Raw genomic sequence first — 14,780 nt, forward strand, 5'->3', positions numbered from 1 at the left:
CTGGAAAGGACTTCCATCCCCCTCCTCCTGCTGCCCGTGCGGTCATCACACTCGATCCCGTAACCTGCGCAGCCCTATGTTCAATAAAATCCTGGTCGTTTGCATCGGCAACATCTGCCGCAGCCCCACCGTAGAAGCCCTGCTTAAAAGCAAGCTGGCCCATCGCGGCATCGACGTAAGCTCAGCGGGCCTCGGCGCCCTCGTGGACAAACCCGTAGACGCCACCGCGCTGGAAGTCCTGCGCGAACACGGCGGCGACCTGCCAGACCACAAAGCTCGGCAATTGACTCGAGAAATGCTGCAACAGGCCGATGTAATACTGACCATGGAACAACGCCATGTAGACAGCATCGCGCGAATGGCCCCGGAAGTACGCGGCAAGACCTTCCTGGTCGGCAAGTGGCAGAACAACCAGGAAATCCCCGACCCGCACCGCCAGCAGAAAGTCGCATTCGAACACGTCTACCAGCTGATGACGCAAGGCGTCGACAGCTGGTCGCAAAAACTATAATCACCTCTTGTAAAAGTACCCCGCATGACGAGCCCAAACAGCCTCCCAGTTCAGGAACACCGCGAAGACGACGATGAAGTCAATCTACTTGCGCTATTCGGCACGTTGATCGATAGCAAATGGATCATCATCGGAATTACCGCATTTTTTTTCGCCGTGGGCGTTCTGTATGCACTGCTAGCAACACCAATTTATCAGGCAAACGCCCTCGTCCAAGTCGAAGAGAAGAAAGGTGGGATGGCCGCACTGGGTGGCATGGGCGAAATGAGCGAGATGTTTGGTGGAACATCCGCGGCCGTGACAGAGATTGAATTACTTAAATCACGGGCCATTATCGGAAAGGCAGTTGAAAACCTTAAGCTAGACATCATTGTAGAGCCCAACTACTTTCCAATAATTGGCCACGCCCTTAGTCGGCGATTTCAATCATCGAAAGATCCGGCCACTCCCTTGCTAGGTTTGGACAGCTACACTTGGGGTGGGGAGAAAATAGAAATCTTCCAACTTAGTGTACCTGAAGCATATTTGGGTGAAAAACTTACGCTTCGTTCAGAAAGCGCTGGAGCTTTCTCTCTGATCAATGACAATGAGACACTCGCGACAGGTAAAATCGGCGAAAAAATTGAGCAGAACGGTTTTAAAATTCAAATATCGGTTTTGAGCGCTAATCCCGGTGCATTGTTTTATGTGACCAAGCAGCGTCGCCTGAGTACTATCCTGCAGTATCAAGATGATGTAATAGCAGGCGAGAAAGGAAAAGAGTCAGGCATAATTTCTCTGTCGCTGGAAGATGAAGATCCAAAACTTGCCAACAAGATCCTAGACGAAGTTAGCAGGCTCTACGTCCTTCAAAATGTGCAGCGTAACTCCGCGGAAGCGGCTCAGAGCTTAGAATTTCTTAGAACACAACTACCCGATGTTCGAAAACAGCTCGAAAAAGCTGAGGACCAATTAAACAATTATCAAACTAGCACTCGATCGGTTGATATAACGATTGAAACCAAAGCTGTACTGGATCAAATTGTCGCATTAGAAACATTGATATCAGAGTTGAAGCTAAAACAAGCAGAAATGGAACACCGCTTCACACGAGAGCATCCTGCCTATCAGGCATTAATGACTCAAATGTCCCAGTTAGCCGGTCAAAAACGCTCGTTAGAAAAAAAGGTTCAAAACCTACCCGAAACCCAACAAGAACTACTGCGACTGGCTCGCGACATGCAAGTTACGACACAAATCTACACTCAACTACTGAACAAAACCCAAGAGTTAGACATTCTCCGTGCCGGCACCGTGGGGAACGTTAGAATTATTGACGCTGCAGACGCCAACGTAGAAAAGCCGGTTAAACCGAAAAAACCACTGATAGTTTTAATTGCCACAATGCTTGGGCTGTTAATAGCCGTGGGTTACGTCTTGATTCGAAAAGCGATGAATCGAGGCGTCGAAGACCCAGAAATTATTGAACAACTTGGAATTCCTGTATACGCGTCTATTCCGCTAAGCAAAGGCCAATCTCTGATTGAAGCCAGTCTGAAAGGTAATAGTCGTGATAGTAAAGGTTCCCTACTACTTGCCGTGAACAATCCCGCAGATCTGGCTGTTGAATCATTGCGGAGTCTGCGCACCAGCCTGCATTTCGCTACGCTAGAAGCGAAAAACAATATCCTTATGATCTCCGGACCAAGCCCGGCTGTAGGTAAATCCTTCGTATCATGTAACCTTGCAGCAATCATCGCGCAAACAGGACAACGTGTATTACTAGTCGACGCCGACATGCGCAAAGGATACTTGAATAAGCTTTTCCGCAAGGATGTGAACAACGGCTTATCCGATCTTTTAGCAGGAAAAGTTGATCTGAAAACGTCGACGCATTCTACCGAGGTGGAAAACCTCAGCATCATTACTCGCGGACAGATCCCACCGAATCCGTCGGAACTGTTGATGCACAGTAATTTCACCCAGTTTTTGGAGCAAGTAAGCAGCCAATATGACCTGGTAATTATTGACACTCCACCTATACTGGCGGTGACCGATGCAGCTCTGGTCGGCCGTCAAGCAGGAACGAGCTTGATCGTTACGCGTTTTGGCGTCAACGCTGCTAAAGAGATTCAAATAACGAAGCGTCGATTTGAACAAAATGGCATCATTGTAAAGGGCGCTATTTTTAACGCCGTGGAGCGCAAAGCTTCCGCCTACGGCTACGGCAACTACAGCTACTACCAGTACGATTACGCTTCCGACAAATAACATCGGCAAACCAGGGCGGCACTGCTGCCTTGGTCTACCCAAGAGAGCCCTTCGCATGCCCCCCCAGCACCCACCGCCCCGCTGGTACCTGATCCAGTGCAAGCCTCGACAAGACTCACGAGCCGAGGAAAATCTCATGCGCCAAGGCTTCAAGTGTTATCGTCCTATTCAAACAGTTGAACGCTTCTTACGCGGCCGTCGCACCACTACTCAGGATTCACTGTTCCCTGGTTATCTGTTCATCCAACTTGACCAACTCAACGACAACTGGCACCCGATCCGCTCGACTCGCGGAGTTAATCAGCTGGTCACGTTCGGCACGCAACCGATCGCTGTCGCAGACGAATTGATCGAACAACTAAAGCAGCATCTGGCCGAAAAACAGCAAGCTCCTAAAACTATCGAACCCGGCGATCGCGTGCGCTTAAACAGCGGCAGCTACAAAGAACTCGAAGCCATCGTACTATCGAGAGACGGCACCGAACGCATCGTCATCCTCCTACAGCTTCTACACCGCGAACACATCCTAAGTGTCCCAATCACGGCAATTGAAAACGCCCAAACTCTTTCGCCTGAAAAATAGCACAAGCTCTCCCCACTAGTCGAAGTGAATGAATGAATATCCAGCTCACGACATAATCTTTTATGAACGGCGCCAAGCCAAATCATTCGTGGAAAACGCGACGAACGTCCCGCGCGACACCATCCCCCTATTCGATGCGCAATTATCTCACCAAAATACTATCTTCGCTGTCACCGTGTGGATCCTGTCAGTGGGCCGCCTCTCGAAAGACCAAACCGAATACACTATCTGTCACACAAAGGTGTATTTGCCTTCACTTTTCCCAGCAATTCAGTAAAATGTGCCGTCGGCTGGGGTAACATCTCATCTCGGCAGGATGCCATTGCACAGCCATAGCGTTGTGCAGCAGTCAAGGAAAGACTCATCTCCTCTGCTTGCCATTTACCGAGCGTAGACTCGGCCTGCCTGATTTGTCCTCGACCCTAAAAATTGCCAGCGTTTGCGCATACGGCTCACGTCGCACCCTCGGCGCACGTTCTCAGGAATCCAACTGTCAATCCTGGGGCGGTAGCGTGCCCAAAACCTTGATATTGACCAAGGCAAGCGCTTACCTCTAACTGGTTGGGGATACGACGCGACAGGACCGTGCGGAGCAACAACGGAACAGTAATCCAGTTGCACGGGGAAGACACTCCGTACAGCGGGCACAGTTTTGGATGCCTGTGCCCATTTCGACGCAAGGGACATAATCTTGATTCGCAAGCGCAACACAACAATGCCAGCAAATCGTGGACTCACATTTTGGGCACAATGGGCTGCGGCAATCTCGGTGCTCACTCTACTTCTCTGCGCTCTAGCAGTGATCAAAACTGGCGAAGTTGATACCCCATATCGCATGCTCGCAATACTGATTATGCTAGGGTCAGTACCCGCTTATTCCATGATGCAGGTCTACCATAAACAACATGGATATTTAGTTGGCTTGGGGAGATTGCTAGCTGGATGGGTAACTCTGCTCTCAGGCTTGGTTGTTATGGCTTTTATTACCAAAACGAGTGAAATGTACTCTCGCGAGGTGATTATAACTCTCGCCCTAGCAGGCTTCGCTATCCAAGCTTGTTTGTATATACCACTTCATAATCTCTCGCAGCGCTATCAACATAGGTTGCAAGCTGCCCGCACATCATTGATTGTGGGAACAGGCGACCTAGCGCTTGATCTTGCCGACAAATTGACCCGTCAAAAAAATGAACCATTGATTGGATTAGTGGCTGCACACGATCATCCTATAAAAGAGGGTTCATCTTATCCTGTGATTGGAAATTTGGCTCACTTGAGAGATCTAATTTCAGTCCATCGCATACGTCGCCTCTACATCGCCCTACCTTTAACTGAAGCAGAACAAATCGAAAGTCTCTACATTGACATGCTAGATTCGAGTGTAGACGTCATATGGATCCCTGATCTGCAGAGTCTTATTCTGCTCAACCATTCCGTGTCGGAAATTGAGGGATTGCCCGCGATTCACCTCAACGAAAGTCCCCTTACTTCTTATCCTACAGCAGCCCTCTCCAAAGCAATGTTAGATCGTGTAGGTGCATTACTCGCAATCATAGCTCTTAGCCCTGTGCTGCTGGCGACAGCTGTAGCAGTAAAGCTTTCATCACCTGGTCCCGTCTTATTTAAGCAAAAACGACATGGCTGGAACGGCAAGATTATTAAAGTATGGAAATTCCGTTCCATGCGCATTCACGATGATAGACAAGTTAAGCAAGCTAAAAGAGATGATCCTCGCATTACTCGTGTAGGTCAGTTCATACGTCGCACGTCAATCGACGAACTACCTCAATTGTTCAATGCGCTCCAGGGGCGTATGTCATTAGTTGGACCTCGCCCTCACGCGGTCGCCCACAATAACTACTACACGGGAAAAATTGATGCTTATATGGCTCGGCATAGAATTAAACCAGGCATCACTGGGCTAGCTCAAATAAGCGGGTGCAGAGGAGAGACTGAAACAATTGAAAAAATGGAAAAACGAGTCGAACTAGACCTAGCGTATATAAACAACTGGTCCCTCTGGCTTGATATTAAAATACTAATAAAAACACCATTCACTCTCCTCTCTAAAGATATATATTGACCCCTTAAACATTTCCACCCGTCGACAGTTCGACCCATGAAGTCAACCGCAATATTTTTGCTACCGCCATCTATATTAATCCAACACTCGCAGACAAACAGCATGAAGAAAATAGTACTAACCTATGGAACATTTGACCTATTTCACATCGGGCACTTGAATTTACTTAAGCGACTCAAAGAGCTGGGTGACTATTTGATTGTTGCGGTGTCTACAGACGAGTTCAACGCAGGAAAAAAAAAGCAAACGATAGTTCCTTTTGAAGACAGGATCGAAATCGTTCGTAACATCAAATGTGTCGACTTAGCCATTCCCGAATCAAGCTGGGAACAAAAAACTATCGACATCAGGCATTATGGAGTTTCAATTTTTGGCATGGGGCACGACTGGGAGGGTAAATTTGACGAACTGCGACAGCACTGCGACGTTGTCTACCTTCCACGTACACCTAATATATCTAGTACCGATGTGAAACAATTATTAAAAATTCTTGATCGCTCGCATGTAGCCGACCTAAAACAAGCGCTAGATTTAATTTCATCAATAGTTGATCGATTCGAATAATAAAATGGCGAGCCAATCTCGGACACTATTTAGCAATACTGGAGCGCTTTTCGCCATCCAGATTGCGAATTATATTCTTCCATTTCTTTTAATCCCGTATCTAACGCATACACTTGGAGCACCACTTTACGGCATTATTGCATTCGGCCTCGCAATGGTCCAGATAGCGTGCGTGTTCACAGATTTTGGATTCGGGCTATCCGCGACATATCAAATAGCAAAACAGCAGTCAGATAAGCCTGCGCTTCGAAAAATAATAAGTGCAGTTTTTATGTGCAAGCTGGGATTGCTTATACCGGTATTATGCCTAGTTATCGCATTCATTTCGCTCCAAGACAAATATCAAGATTATGAGACTTTCTTATGGCTGCTGATCCTGCCCGTAATAGGACAAACATTTCAACCAATTTGGTTTTTCCAGGGCATTGAAAGAATGACCTTCATCACGATATACACAGTGCTATCCCGCACGCTCTATTTGGGATTAGTAGTGTATTGGGTATCTGGACCAGAAGATTATTACTGGGTTGCAATTGCAAACGGTATCAGCAGTGTCGTCGCCGCAGCCATGGGCATTGCTATGATGTTACGAGTTGGTTATTGGCCACAATGGTGCGGATGGGGCATTGTAAAGAAGACATTCAGGGATTCCTCCGAATTTTTCTGGGCACGTGCAGCAGTTGCGACATACACAGCAGGCGGCGCATTTTTTCTCGGTTTAGTATCCTCGCCTATACAAGTTGCCTACTACTCTGCAGCAGAGCAACTCTATAAAGGTGCTCAGTCTTTATTTTCTCCCGTATCTCAAGCGCTATACCCTCATATGGCTAAACACCAGAATTTTGCATTATTTTTTAGAATTTTTAAGGCGGTTATTTTTCTAGGTTTCGCAGGACTCATAGGTGGAATTTTGTTAGGGCCTTGGGCTATTGAGTTAATCTTTGGTCAAGAGTTCTCTGCGAGTTATACCGTTCTTGTGATTTTCATGCTCACGTTTGTTGTTACTACTCCGTCCGTACTTTTGGGATACCCGTTTCTAGGCGCTCTTGGAAACTCCAGAGCCGCAAACGTCAGCGTGATGTGGGCAGGTTTAGCACAAGTTGCTTTATTAACAGCGTGCTATTTCTTAGAATTCCATCAGGCTTGGCAAATCGCATTATCCGTACTAATAGTCGAGATCATGGTTCTAGTATTCCGCGCCAAATGCTCGATAGACATTTACCACTCCAGAATACTCATTAAAGAATCACTATGAAAACTCTCTGTATTTTTGGCACTCGGCCTGAAGCGATAAAAATGGCCCCCTTAGCTCTCGCTCTGGCGGCAGATGGACGCTTCGAAGCTAAAGTCTGTGTAACTGGTCAACACAGGGAAATGTTGGATCAAGTGCTCGATCTTTTTGAAATACAACCAGATTTTGATCTCGATATAATGAAATCTGGCCAAGACTTAACGGACGTTACAACCGCCATTCTTCAGGGTTTGAAGACAGTATTCTTTGAATACCGACCAGATGTTGTGCTGGTACATGGAGACACAGCGACTACCTTTGCCGCTAGCCTTGCAGCATATTATCTTCAGATTCCAGTAGCTCACGTGGAAGCTGGTTTACGGACTGGAAACATTTATTCTCCATGGCCGGAAGAGGGTAATCGGAAGCTTACCGCTGCGCTTGCTAACCTGCACTTTGCGCCGACTGAAAACTCAAAGGCAAATCTGATACGGGAAAATGTTTCCTCAGAAAATATCTTAGTTACTGGGAACACAGTCATCGATGCGTTGTTAGATGTTACGGTTCGGCTGGAGGCAAATACAGAGTTACGATCGCTAGCAGCGAAGCCAACGGCGTTTCTAGAGATAACCCGAAAAATCATACTGGTTACTGGCCATCGGCGCGAAAGCTTTGGCGACGGCTTCGACCGCATTTGCCACGCACTTATTCAGATTGCAAAACTGCATCCAGATGTCGATATCGTATATCCTGTGCACTTGAATCCCAATGTTCGCGAACCAGTAAATCGGTTACTCAATGACATCGGGAATATTCACTTGATTGAACCGCTAGACTATTTACCTTTCGTGCATCTGATGACTCGGGCCCACATAATCCTCACAGATTCAGGTGGAATTCAAGAGGAGGCGCCTTCACTCGGTAAACCAGTGCTGGTAATGAGAGAGACTACCGAAAGGCCAGAAGCGATTTCGGCAGGGACGGTAAAGCTTGTCGGTACAAGTACTGAAACGATCGTCTGTGAGATCAATCGCTTACTTATCGATACCGAAGCTTATCAAAAGATGAGTTATGCTCATAATCCTTATGGCGATGGAAAAGCTTCCCAAAGAATAATAAATTCGCTTTACTCTACGCTCAAAACCAGTAGTGACTAATAAAGATTTTCTAATATTAAGAAGCTACCGCGCGGAAAACAGATGAACAGCCTCGTTAAGAAAGCTCTCTCATATCTTAAATTTTTTATCGGCGTCAGCACGAGCAAAAAAAACACAACGCTGGAAAAATCAATTATTTTCACTGCACTTAATAATAAATACTGCGACAACAGCAAATACCTATACGAGCACATGAGAAACCGGGGGCACCGAGTATTTTATGTTACAGACAGTGATGCATGCACAGAAGGAGTTAAGTTCGGAAGCAGAATGCACTTCAGCTTGCTGAAAAATTGCAGTGCAGTTTGCTTCACACACTCATCGAGAGATATAGCGACATATATACCAAGCAGGATAAAGAAAATAAACTTATGGCATGGTTCGCCGATAAAAAAAATGGGCTTCGACTCTCCGGTAGACCTAGCCTGGCTGAAAAAATACAGATGGCTACCATCTAAAGATCCATATAAAAAATGGGATTACATTACGGTGCAGAGTGATTTCTTTTCAGAAGCATTTCGCTCTGCTCTCTCATTCGGATCTGAAAAAATACTTCTTACTGGATTACCTAGAAACGATATTCTATACAATCCGAAACACGAAACACGATTAAAGGTGTTCCAACTGCTGGGTGTATGTTTCGATTCGGATATCGTCCTTTATGCACCTACGTTCAGAGAAGCAAGTACCAACATAACTTTTCAATGTGAAGCTATAAAAAAGATATTCCAAACCTATTTCCCTCAAAAGACTCTGGCAATTAGGTTACACCCATTTGACCAGTCAGGAATTCCAGATAGCTTTTACACACAGAATGTAATTAACGCAAATAAAATTGAAGATATCCAAGATATCTTGCAAGTTACGAACATGCTAATCACCGACTATTCGTCAGTCGCGTTTGACTACGCATCGACAAATAAGAAAATAATTCTATTCTGCCCTGACAGAGAGCAGTATGAGATTTCCCGAGGCGGCTTATATTTCAAACTTGAAGAACTTCCATTTGAATATTGCGAAACACTAGACACTTTAACAAAACTCATATCCGAAGAAAAACAATATCAATATTATGAGTTTGGAAAAAATGGTGCATGCCTCAACGTTGAAAATTTTTTGATAAAAAACAATCTTACGATATCGAATATCGAATATCGAGGAGACCGCATGAGCCGCTTCATATTCCGTAGTTTACCGCTTAGTGCTGACTCTAGAACCTCTCGAAATGCTTCAGTATTCGGCGTAAAGCCAGAAAATACATACACCTGGGAGCTAGATGGATTATCCACAGATAAATCCCAGTCATTCCCAATTAAAAGACAGGGAAGATTAAAGAAAATATTCTTTCTGATGTATATTGTATGGGTGCCGCTAAAAATAATTGTATCCGCAAAAAAAAATGACACTGTTATCTTTATGGATCTTGAGACTATAATTATTGGCTTTTTTTTCGCGAAACTAAAGGGAGTCAGAATATACTTTGATATCGTCGACCCCTGTTCCCAAACCAAAGCTAACAGCCCGAAAGTTGAAGTTCTTTTTGACAGGCTCGAATATTTTTTTGCTAAAAATTCTAGCAAGGTAATCGTACCTCACCCATGCCGACTCGATTTTTATAAGGATCGTATTATAGGTTTCAAGCCATTCGCCAACGACTTTATTATAGAAAATGTACCACTATACGAGTCTGATGCGAAGCCAACTCAATTAGATACTGAGCCACCCCATAGAAAAAAAACGAATGTTGGATATTTTGGTACTCTCGATTCAGAAACTAGAGGGCTGGAATGGCTAATCGAATTTTCTATTAAAAACATTAACTTTATAAATCTCATTATCGCAGGTCAAGGAGCGATGTCTCCAGCAATAGCAGAACTATCTAAAAAACACGAAAACATTCAGTTCCTAGGCCCATTCAATCACGCTTCATTACCTAAACTTTACGATAAAATAGATATTACTTGGGCGTACTACTCCCCAGAAAAAGAGTTGCATCGATACGCGGCACCGAATAAATTTTATGAACACATTTATTTCAGAAAGCCAATAATAATCTCAAGTATCATCCCACATGCAATTGAAATCGCGTCAATGAAAACCGGAATTTCCTTAGATGCCTCTGACTTTTCCAACAATAACTTTGAACTTTCGCTAAAAAAAATTGAGGAGCTTCTCAGACTGCTTCCCTTTAATGAGGAACCAGCGAAAAGTTATTGGGATGCCCACTACTCTGCTTATTACGAAAAAATTTCCATTCGAGCCCGTGAAACATGAGTCCAATTTCAAATACGAAAATACTGATGTATTACTTAGCGTGGTCAAGCTTGCTGATTGCGCTGCTGTACTCAGTAGCGCCTTCAATCGATTGGGTGTATTTGAAAGATGGGGCGATTATCGCAGTACTCGCGTTAAGTGCACGGAAAATAAGAGTTCAAAACAACCCCATAATAATCTCCGTAATTTTTGCCCTTCCTATTTTGATACTTTACTCTTACGCAATCAGCCCTGCAGAGGACTTTGCAAAAATTGCATCTATCAGACAGCTGATAATGCCGTTCATAATTTTTGCGGTCGGATATATCAGTATCAATAAATATTCAGACTATCAGGCCGCTCTAAAAACGCTCGTGTCAATCGCATTGATCATGTGCGCGTTCGGAGTTTTTGAACGACTATTGCATTTATGGACGCTAATAGACATATCTCGTTTTTTCATATCAAAAAAAATACCTGTGTTTGAATATGGTTACCCGATTTTTTTTATCGAACCAATCAGCATCATGGGTTGGATGGAGCTCCCGAACGGTATTCCCCGAATGGTCTCTTCTTTTTTGGACCCAATAAACCTTGGACATACGCTCGTTTTCTTTATATGCGTAGTAATGTACGACACAAATATCACGATTAAAAAGTCTAGAATGGTTGGCTTACTATTAATCCTTTTTTTATGCTTGGCATTAACTCTTTCCAAGGGAGCATGGCTGGAACTTTTCTTAGTAACAGTAGCCTTAAATTCTCGCGGCAGCATTACATTAAAACTCATAGCTCTATTAATGGCTATTCCCGCGATTTTTATCTACGCCCAAAGCCATGCCGGATTCATGATACATTTAAACGGATTTATCGGCGTATTTTCTCATATAACCGCTTTTGGTCACGGCCTTTCGACTTTCGGAAACTATAGCGCGATGTTCAATACCTCTGGCCAAATTGCTCAAGGTGTTGGGGACTCTTTTTGGGGTAGTCTGTTAGGCCAACTTGGACTGATTGGTTTCATCCTATGGATGTTACCTTTTGTCGCGATGATTTCTCGATTAGGACTCAAACATTATTTGTCTAAAATCATTCTCGCCCAGTTGATTGTATCGGCGCTATCGGAAAACGCTTTCAACTTGATGAGCATAGCTTACCCACTTCTCACAATCGGAATGTATTGCAGAGCAAAAAAATATGCAGTTGAATACAAGTAAAAAACGTCTGTTCATACTAGGCACACGCGGCATTCCCGCCCAACATGGTGGATTTGAAACATTTGCAGAAAAAATCTCTCTATACCTTGCGTCGCGCGATTGGGACGTAACGGTCTATTGTCAAGAGGAAGGCACTGGCGCGATATCAGAAAGCTTTTGGAATAACGTTAGAAGAATACATATCCCTGTAAGTCGGGATGGTGCTGCAGGTACGGTTGTTTTTGACTGGAAAGCCACTCAGCATGCTCTAACGCAAAATGGATTGTTTCTTACCCTTGGTTACAACACCGCAATTTTTAATATAATGCAGCGAATTAAAGGCCAGACAAATGTCATCAACATGGATGGCATCGAGTGGCGACGCGACAAATGGGGTAAATTTGCCAAAACATGGTTTTGGTTGAATGAGCGTGCAGGCTGTTGGTTTGGAAATCATTTGATTGCCGACCATCCAAAAATTATGGAACACTTATCCACTCGAGTTAATGAAAACAAAATAACTATGATCCCATATGGGGGAGACGAGGTAACTGCGGCAGATCCCGATCTTCTTAAACCGTATGGTATTCAACCTCGACAATATTCAGTGATCATTGCCCGTCCCGAGCCTGAGAACTCGTTTCTTGAAATGGTTAGAGCGTTCAGCAAATCACCGCGCAATCAAAAACTTGTCGTACTTGGCAACTTCACGCCAGACACCAACATCTTTCATCGCCAGGTCATTAATTCTGCTAGCAACGAGGTCATCTTCCCTGGGGCCATATACCAAACGCAGGTAGTTGAAGCTTTGCGATTCTTCTGCCGTTTTTATCTGCACGGTCATCGTGTGGGAGGAACCAATCCTTCTTTAGTTGAAGCACTCGGGGCCGGTTGCGCGGTTATCGCGCATGACAATCATTTTAACCGCTGGGTGGCTGGGCCTGCAGCGGCCTACTTCGAAGATGAGTCTAGCTGCGCTAGCTTATTCGATAAGTTATTGACGGACGACATAGCTGTTGAAAAAATGAAAATAGGCAGTTCTAACCGTTTTCTTGAGCGATTCACGTGGGGCAGAGTTTTACACGAATACGAAGGGCTGTTAAATCAATGGCATCCTATATCCGAGGCCAAGTTGCCTGACTTCAGCTTATAAAATTTTTGTCGAGATCGCCGACCTTTGGTTTCAAGGCTAACGCCCCAAAACCGGCGAAAAACATGGTAGAGAAGAAAGGCTGATCCTGTTGGAATTAGCTGGCTTGACAACCTTTCGTGGTGATTGAACAAGCCACAGAATCTGCCCTCGATTATGAATCACGCTCTCGGTTCCTGAATTAGAACCTCAGAGGCTACAGCCAGAACTGAAACGCTGAAAAATACAAGATTCATGCAGCAGTAGCTTGCATTGGATACACGGACTGCAATACCCTACCCCGATAACCCTCAGGGATTATCCTTTCAAGGAGCACGATCATGAAAAAACTACTGGCATTGGCCCTCGTAACATCCATCAGCCTCCCATTGATGGCTGCGGAAACTGCACCTGCAAAAGCTCCAGCGGCGCCTAAAACTGATGCTCCGCTGAGCTTGTCTACGCCGATCGCTGGTGGCGTAACTGTTGGAACTGGCTTGGCTGTTGGCGCTGGCCTGATCGCTGTTGGCGTTGCTGCTTCCAACAGCGGCGGTGGTGGCGGTAATGATGGAACTCCAGGCACTACCGGCACTACAGGCACCACCGGCACAACTGGCACCAACTGATACCAGTTCCCATCGCTTTAAGTTCGATACGCTAACCTCCCAGCCCTGCTGGGAGGTTTTGTTTTGCCTATCCCTCGAGCAATTTCAACAATGAATCGCGCGCTTCCCTTGGCCATGCTGGTTGGCCTGACCCTGCAAGGCTGCATATTTTCCCCTGGTCAGCACATGGACACGGGTAATCTAGTACGTGAAGGTTCGCCTGAGAGCAGCCGGATCGAGCTGATACCGATCACTCCGAAGCTTGTCGCTGTAGAGTCGGCCACCGATCTCTCCAACTTCGTAGCACCTGAATTATTGAACTATCAGCCAGTTGAATATCGAATCGGTGCCGGTGATCTGATCTACATTACCGTTTGGGACCATCCGGAACTCACTGCGCCTTCCGGATCGCAACAACAAATTGAAGCAAATGGCCGGCTTGTCCGCCCCGATGGCAGTCTCTTTTATCCCTATGTAGGTACGATTGCTGCGGCTGGTAAAACAATTGAAGAACTACGGTCAACTATCTCCTCGAAATTAGCTAAAGTAGTAGCAGAGCCTCAGGTGGATGTCAGCATCTTGAGATTTGTCAGTCAGAAAGTAATTCTCTCTGGCGCATTTCTAAAGACAGGTCAGTTTCCTATTACGAACACTCCCCTCAGGCTGCTTGACGCGGTCGGCCAAGGGTCTATCGTTGCGGAAACTGCTGATATTTCCGGACTAGTACTCAAACGAGACGGCCGCGAATATTTTATCGATCTCGACGCACTCAATCGTAAGGATTCACGTTTACACAATATTTATCTTAAAGACGGTGATCAATTGCACCTTCCTTACAATGACCAAAAGAAGGTCTATGTGTTGGGTGAGGTAACGGCGACGCGCGCGCTGAACTTCAAAGGAAGTAACATGAACTTAACCGATGCACTAGGTAGTGTAGGCGGGTTGCGCCAGGAAACTTCCAGCGGCAAAGAGGTTTACGTCATTCGTGGCGTGGAGAATCTAGCCGACGAGCCCGTCAAAGTCTTTCAGATCGATCTCAAATCGCCTTCAGCATTCGCCTTGTCCCAGCACTTCAAATTGAAGCCGCAGGATGTGGTCTATGTCGGCCCAGCAGACGTCACTCGCTGGAACCGCTTCATAAGCCAGGTATTCCCGTCAGCAAACCTGCTTCGTACCGGTGTTGGCATTCAAGATGACTTGGGCAGTAATAATTAA

General features: G+C 45.4%; 12 protein-coding genes. All 12 read left to right on the plus strand.

The window, feature by feature from the left end; all coding sequences use genetic code 11:
• Positions 1-76 precede the first annotated feature (76 nt).
• The 12 genes from ACYZTK_RS06335 to ACYZTK_RS06390 all read left to right on the plus strand — a co-directional run bounded on the left by ACYZTK_RS06335 (position 77) and on the right by ACYZTK_RS06390 (position 14,780).
• Positions 77-511 (plus strand): low molecular weight protein-tyrosine-phosphatase, encoded by a 435-nt coding sequence (locus ACYZTK_RS06335; protein ID WP_462013659.1) that lies wholly within the window; start codon positions 77-79, stop codon positions 509-511.
• A gap of 24 nt (positions 512-535) precedes the next feature.
• Positions 536-2,761 carry a polysaccharide biosynthesis tyrosine autokinase gene (locus ACYZTK_RS06340; protein WP_462013660.1) on the plus strand — a complete coding sequence of 742 codons (2,226 nt, stop codon included), beginning with the start codon at positions 536-538 and terminating at the stop codon, positions 2,759-2,761.
• A gap of 55 nt (positions 2,762-2,816) precedes the next feature.
• Complete coding sequence (gene rfaH / locus ACYZTK_RS06345) at positions 2,817-3,344, plus strand: transcription/translation regulatory transformer protein RfaH (protein ID WP_462013661.1); 528 nt, start codon at positions 2,817-2,819, stop codon at positions 3,342-3,344.
• A 691-nt stretch (positions 3,345-4,035) separates the two neighbouring features.
• Positions 4,036-5,427: an undecaprenyl-phosphate glucose phosphotransferase gene (locus ACYZTK_RS06350; protein WP_462013662.1), complete on the plus strand. Its 1,392-nt coding sequence runs from the start codon at positions 4,036-4,038 to the stop codon at positions 5,425-5,427.
• A gap of 102 nt (positions 5,428-5,529) precedes the next feature.
• A complete protein-coding gene (locus ACYZTK_RS06355) occupies positions 5,530-5,991 on the plus strand; it encodes an adenylyltransferase/cytidyltransferase family protein (RefSeq protein WP_462013663.1) in 462 nt (153 codons plus the stop codon).
• Between the two features lie 4 nt (positions 5,992-5,995).
• Complete coding sequence (locus tag ACYZTK_RS06360; protein WP_462013664.1) at positions 5,996-7,246, plus strand: oligosaccharide flippase family protein; 1,251 nt, start codon at positions 5,996-5,998, stop codon at positions 7,244-7,246.
• Positions 7,243-8,379 (plus strand): non-hydrolyzing UDP-N-acetylglucosamine 2-epimerase, encoded by a 1,137-nt coding sequence (wecB, locus tag ACYZTK_RS06365; protein ID WP_462013665.1) that lies wholly within the window; start codon positions 7,243-7,245, stop codon positions 8,377-8,379. The genes ACYZTK_RS06360 and wecB overlap by 4 nt, the downstream gene beginning before the upstream one ends.
• A gap of 42 nt (positions 8,380-8,421) precedes the next feature.
• Positions 8,422-10,653, plus strand: coding sequence for a CDP-glycerol glycerophosphotransferase family protein (locus ACYZTK_RS06370; RefSeq protein ID WP_462013666.1), 2,232 nt, complete (start codon positions 8,422-8,424; stop codon positions 10,651-10,653).
• The gene (locus ACYZTK_RS06375) at positions 10,650-11,849 is read left to right on the plus strand and encodes a hypothetical protein (protein ID WP_462013667.1); all 1,200 of its coding nucleotides are present in this window, start codon (positions 10,650-10,652) and stop codon (positions 11,847-11,849) included. Before ACYZTK_RS06370 ends, ACYZTK_RS06375 begins: the two co-directional genes overlap by 4 nt.
• Positions 11,830-12,981, plus strand: a complete 1,152-nt coding sequence (locus ACYZTK_RS06380) for a DUF1972 domain-containing protein (RefSeq protein WP_462013668.1) — start codon at positions 11,830-11,832, stop codon at positions 12,979-12,981. The genes ACYZTK_RS06375 and ACYZTK_RS06380 overlap by 20 nt, the downstream gene beginning before the upstream one ends.
• Before the next feature lie 317 nt (positions 12,982-13,298).
• The gene (locus ACYZTK_RS06385) at positions 13,299-13,583 is read left to right on the plus strand and encodes a hypothetical protein (protein WP_462013669.1); all 285 of its coding nucleotides are present in this window, start codon (positions 13,299-13,301) and stop codon (positions 13,581-13,583) included.
• A 90-nt stretch (positions 13,584-13,673) separates the two neighbouring features.
• The gene (locus ACYZTK_RS06390) at positions 13,674-14,780 is read left to right on the plus strand and encodes a polysaccharide biosynthesis/export family protein (protein ID WP_462013670.1); all 1,107 of its coding nucleotides are present in this window, start codon (positions 13,674-13,676) and stop codon (positions 14,778-14,780) included.

The organism is Pseudomonas sp. LB3P31, assembly GCF_054897945.1.

What these genes read in the sequence shown, in the direction of transcription:
- ACYZTK_RS06335 (WP_462013659.1), top strand. Translation starts at nt 77, where the DNA reads ATGTTCAATAAAATCCTGGTCGTTTGCATCGGCAACATCTGCCGCAGC.
- ACYZTK_RS06375 (WP_462013667.1), top strand. Translation starts at nt 10,650, where the DNA reads ATGAGTCCAATTTCAAATACGAAAATACTGATGTATTACTTAGCGTGG.
- ACYZTK_RS06360 (WP_462013664.1), top strand. Translation starts at nt 5,996, where the DNA reads ATGGCGAGCCAATCTCGGACACTATTTAGCAATACTGGAGCGCTTTTC.
- ACYZTK_RS06380 (WP_462013668.1), top strand. Translation starts at nt 11,830, where the DNA reads ATGCAGTTGAATACAAGTAAAAAACGTCTGTTCATACTAGGCACACGC.
- ACYZTK_RS06340 (WP_462013660.1), top strand. Translation starts at nt 536, where the DNA reads ATGACGAGCCCAAACAGCCTCCCAGTTCAGGAACACCGCGAAGACGAC.
- ACYZTK_RS06390 (WP_462013670.1), top strand. Translation starts at nt 13,674, where the DNA reads ATGAATCGCGCGCTTCCCTTGGCCATGCTGGTTGGCCTGACCCTGCAA.
- ACYZTK_RS06385 (WP_462013669.1), top strand. Translation starts at nt 13,299, where the DNA reads ATGAAAAAACTACTGGCATTGGCCCTCGTAACATCCATCAGCCTCCCA.
- ACYZTK_RS06370 (WP_462013666.1), top strand. Translation starts at nt 8,422, where the DNA reads ATGAACAGCCTCGTTAAGAAAGCTCTCTCATATCTTAAATTTTTTATC.
- rfaH (WP_462013661.1), top strand. Translation starts at nt 2,817, where the DNA reads ATGCCCCCCCAGCACCCACCGCCCCGCTGGTACCTGATCCAGTGCAAG.
- wecB (WP_462013665.1), top strand. Translation starts at nt 7,243, where the DNA reads ATGAAAACTCTCTGTATTTTTGGCACTCGGCCTGAAGCGATAAAAATG.
- ACYZTK_RS06355 (WP_462013663.1), top strand. Translation starts at nt 5,530, where the DNA reads ATGAAGAAAATAGTACTAACCTATGGAACATTTGACCTATTTCACATC.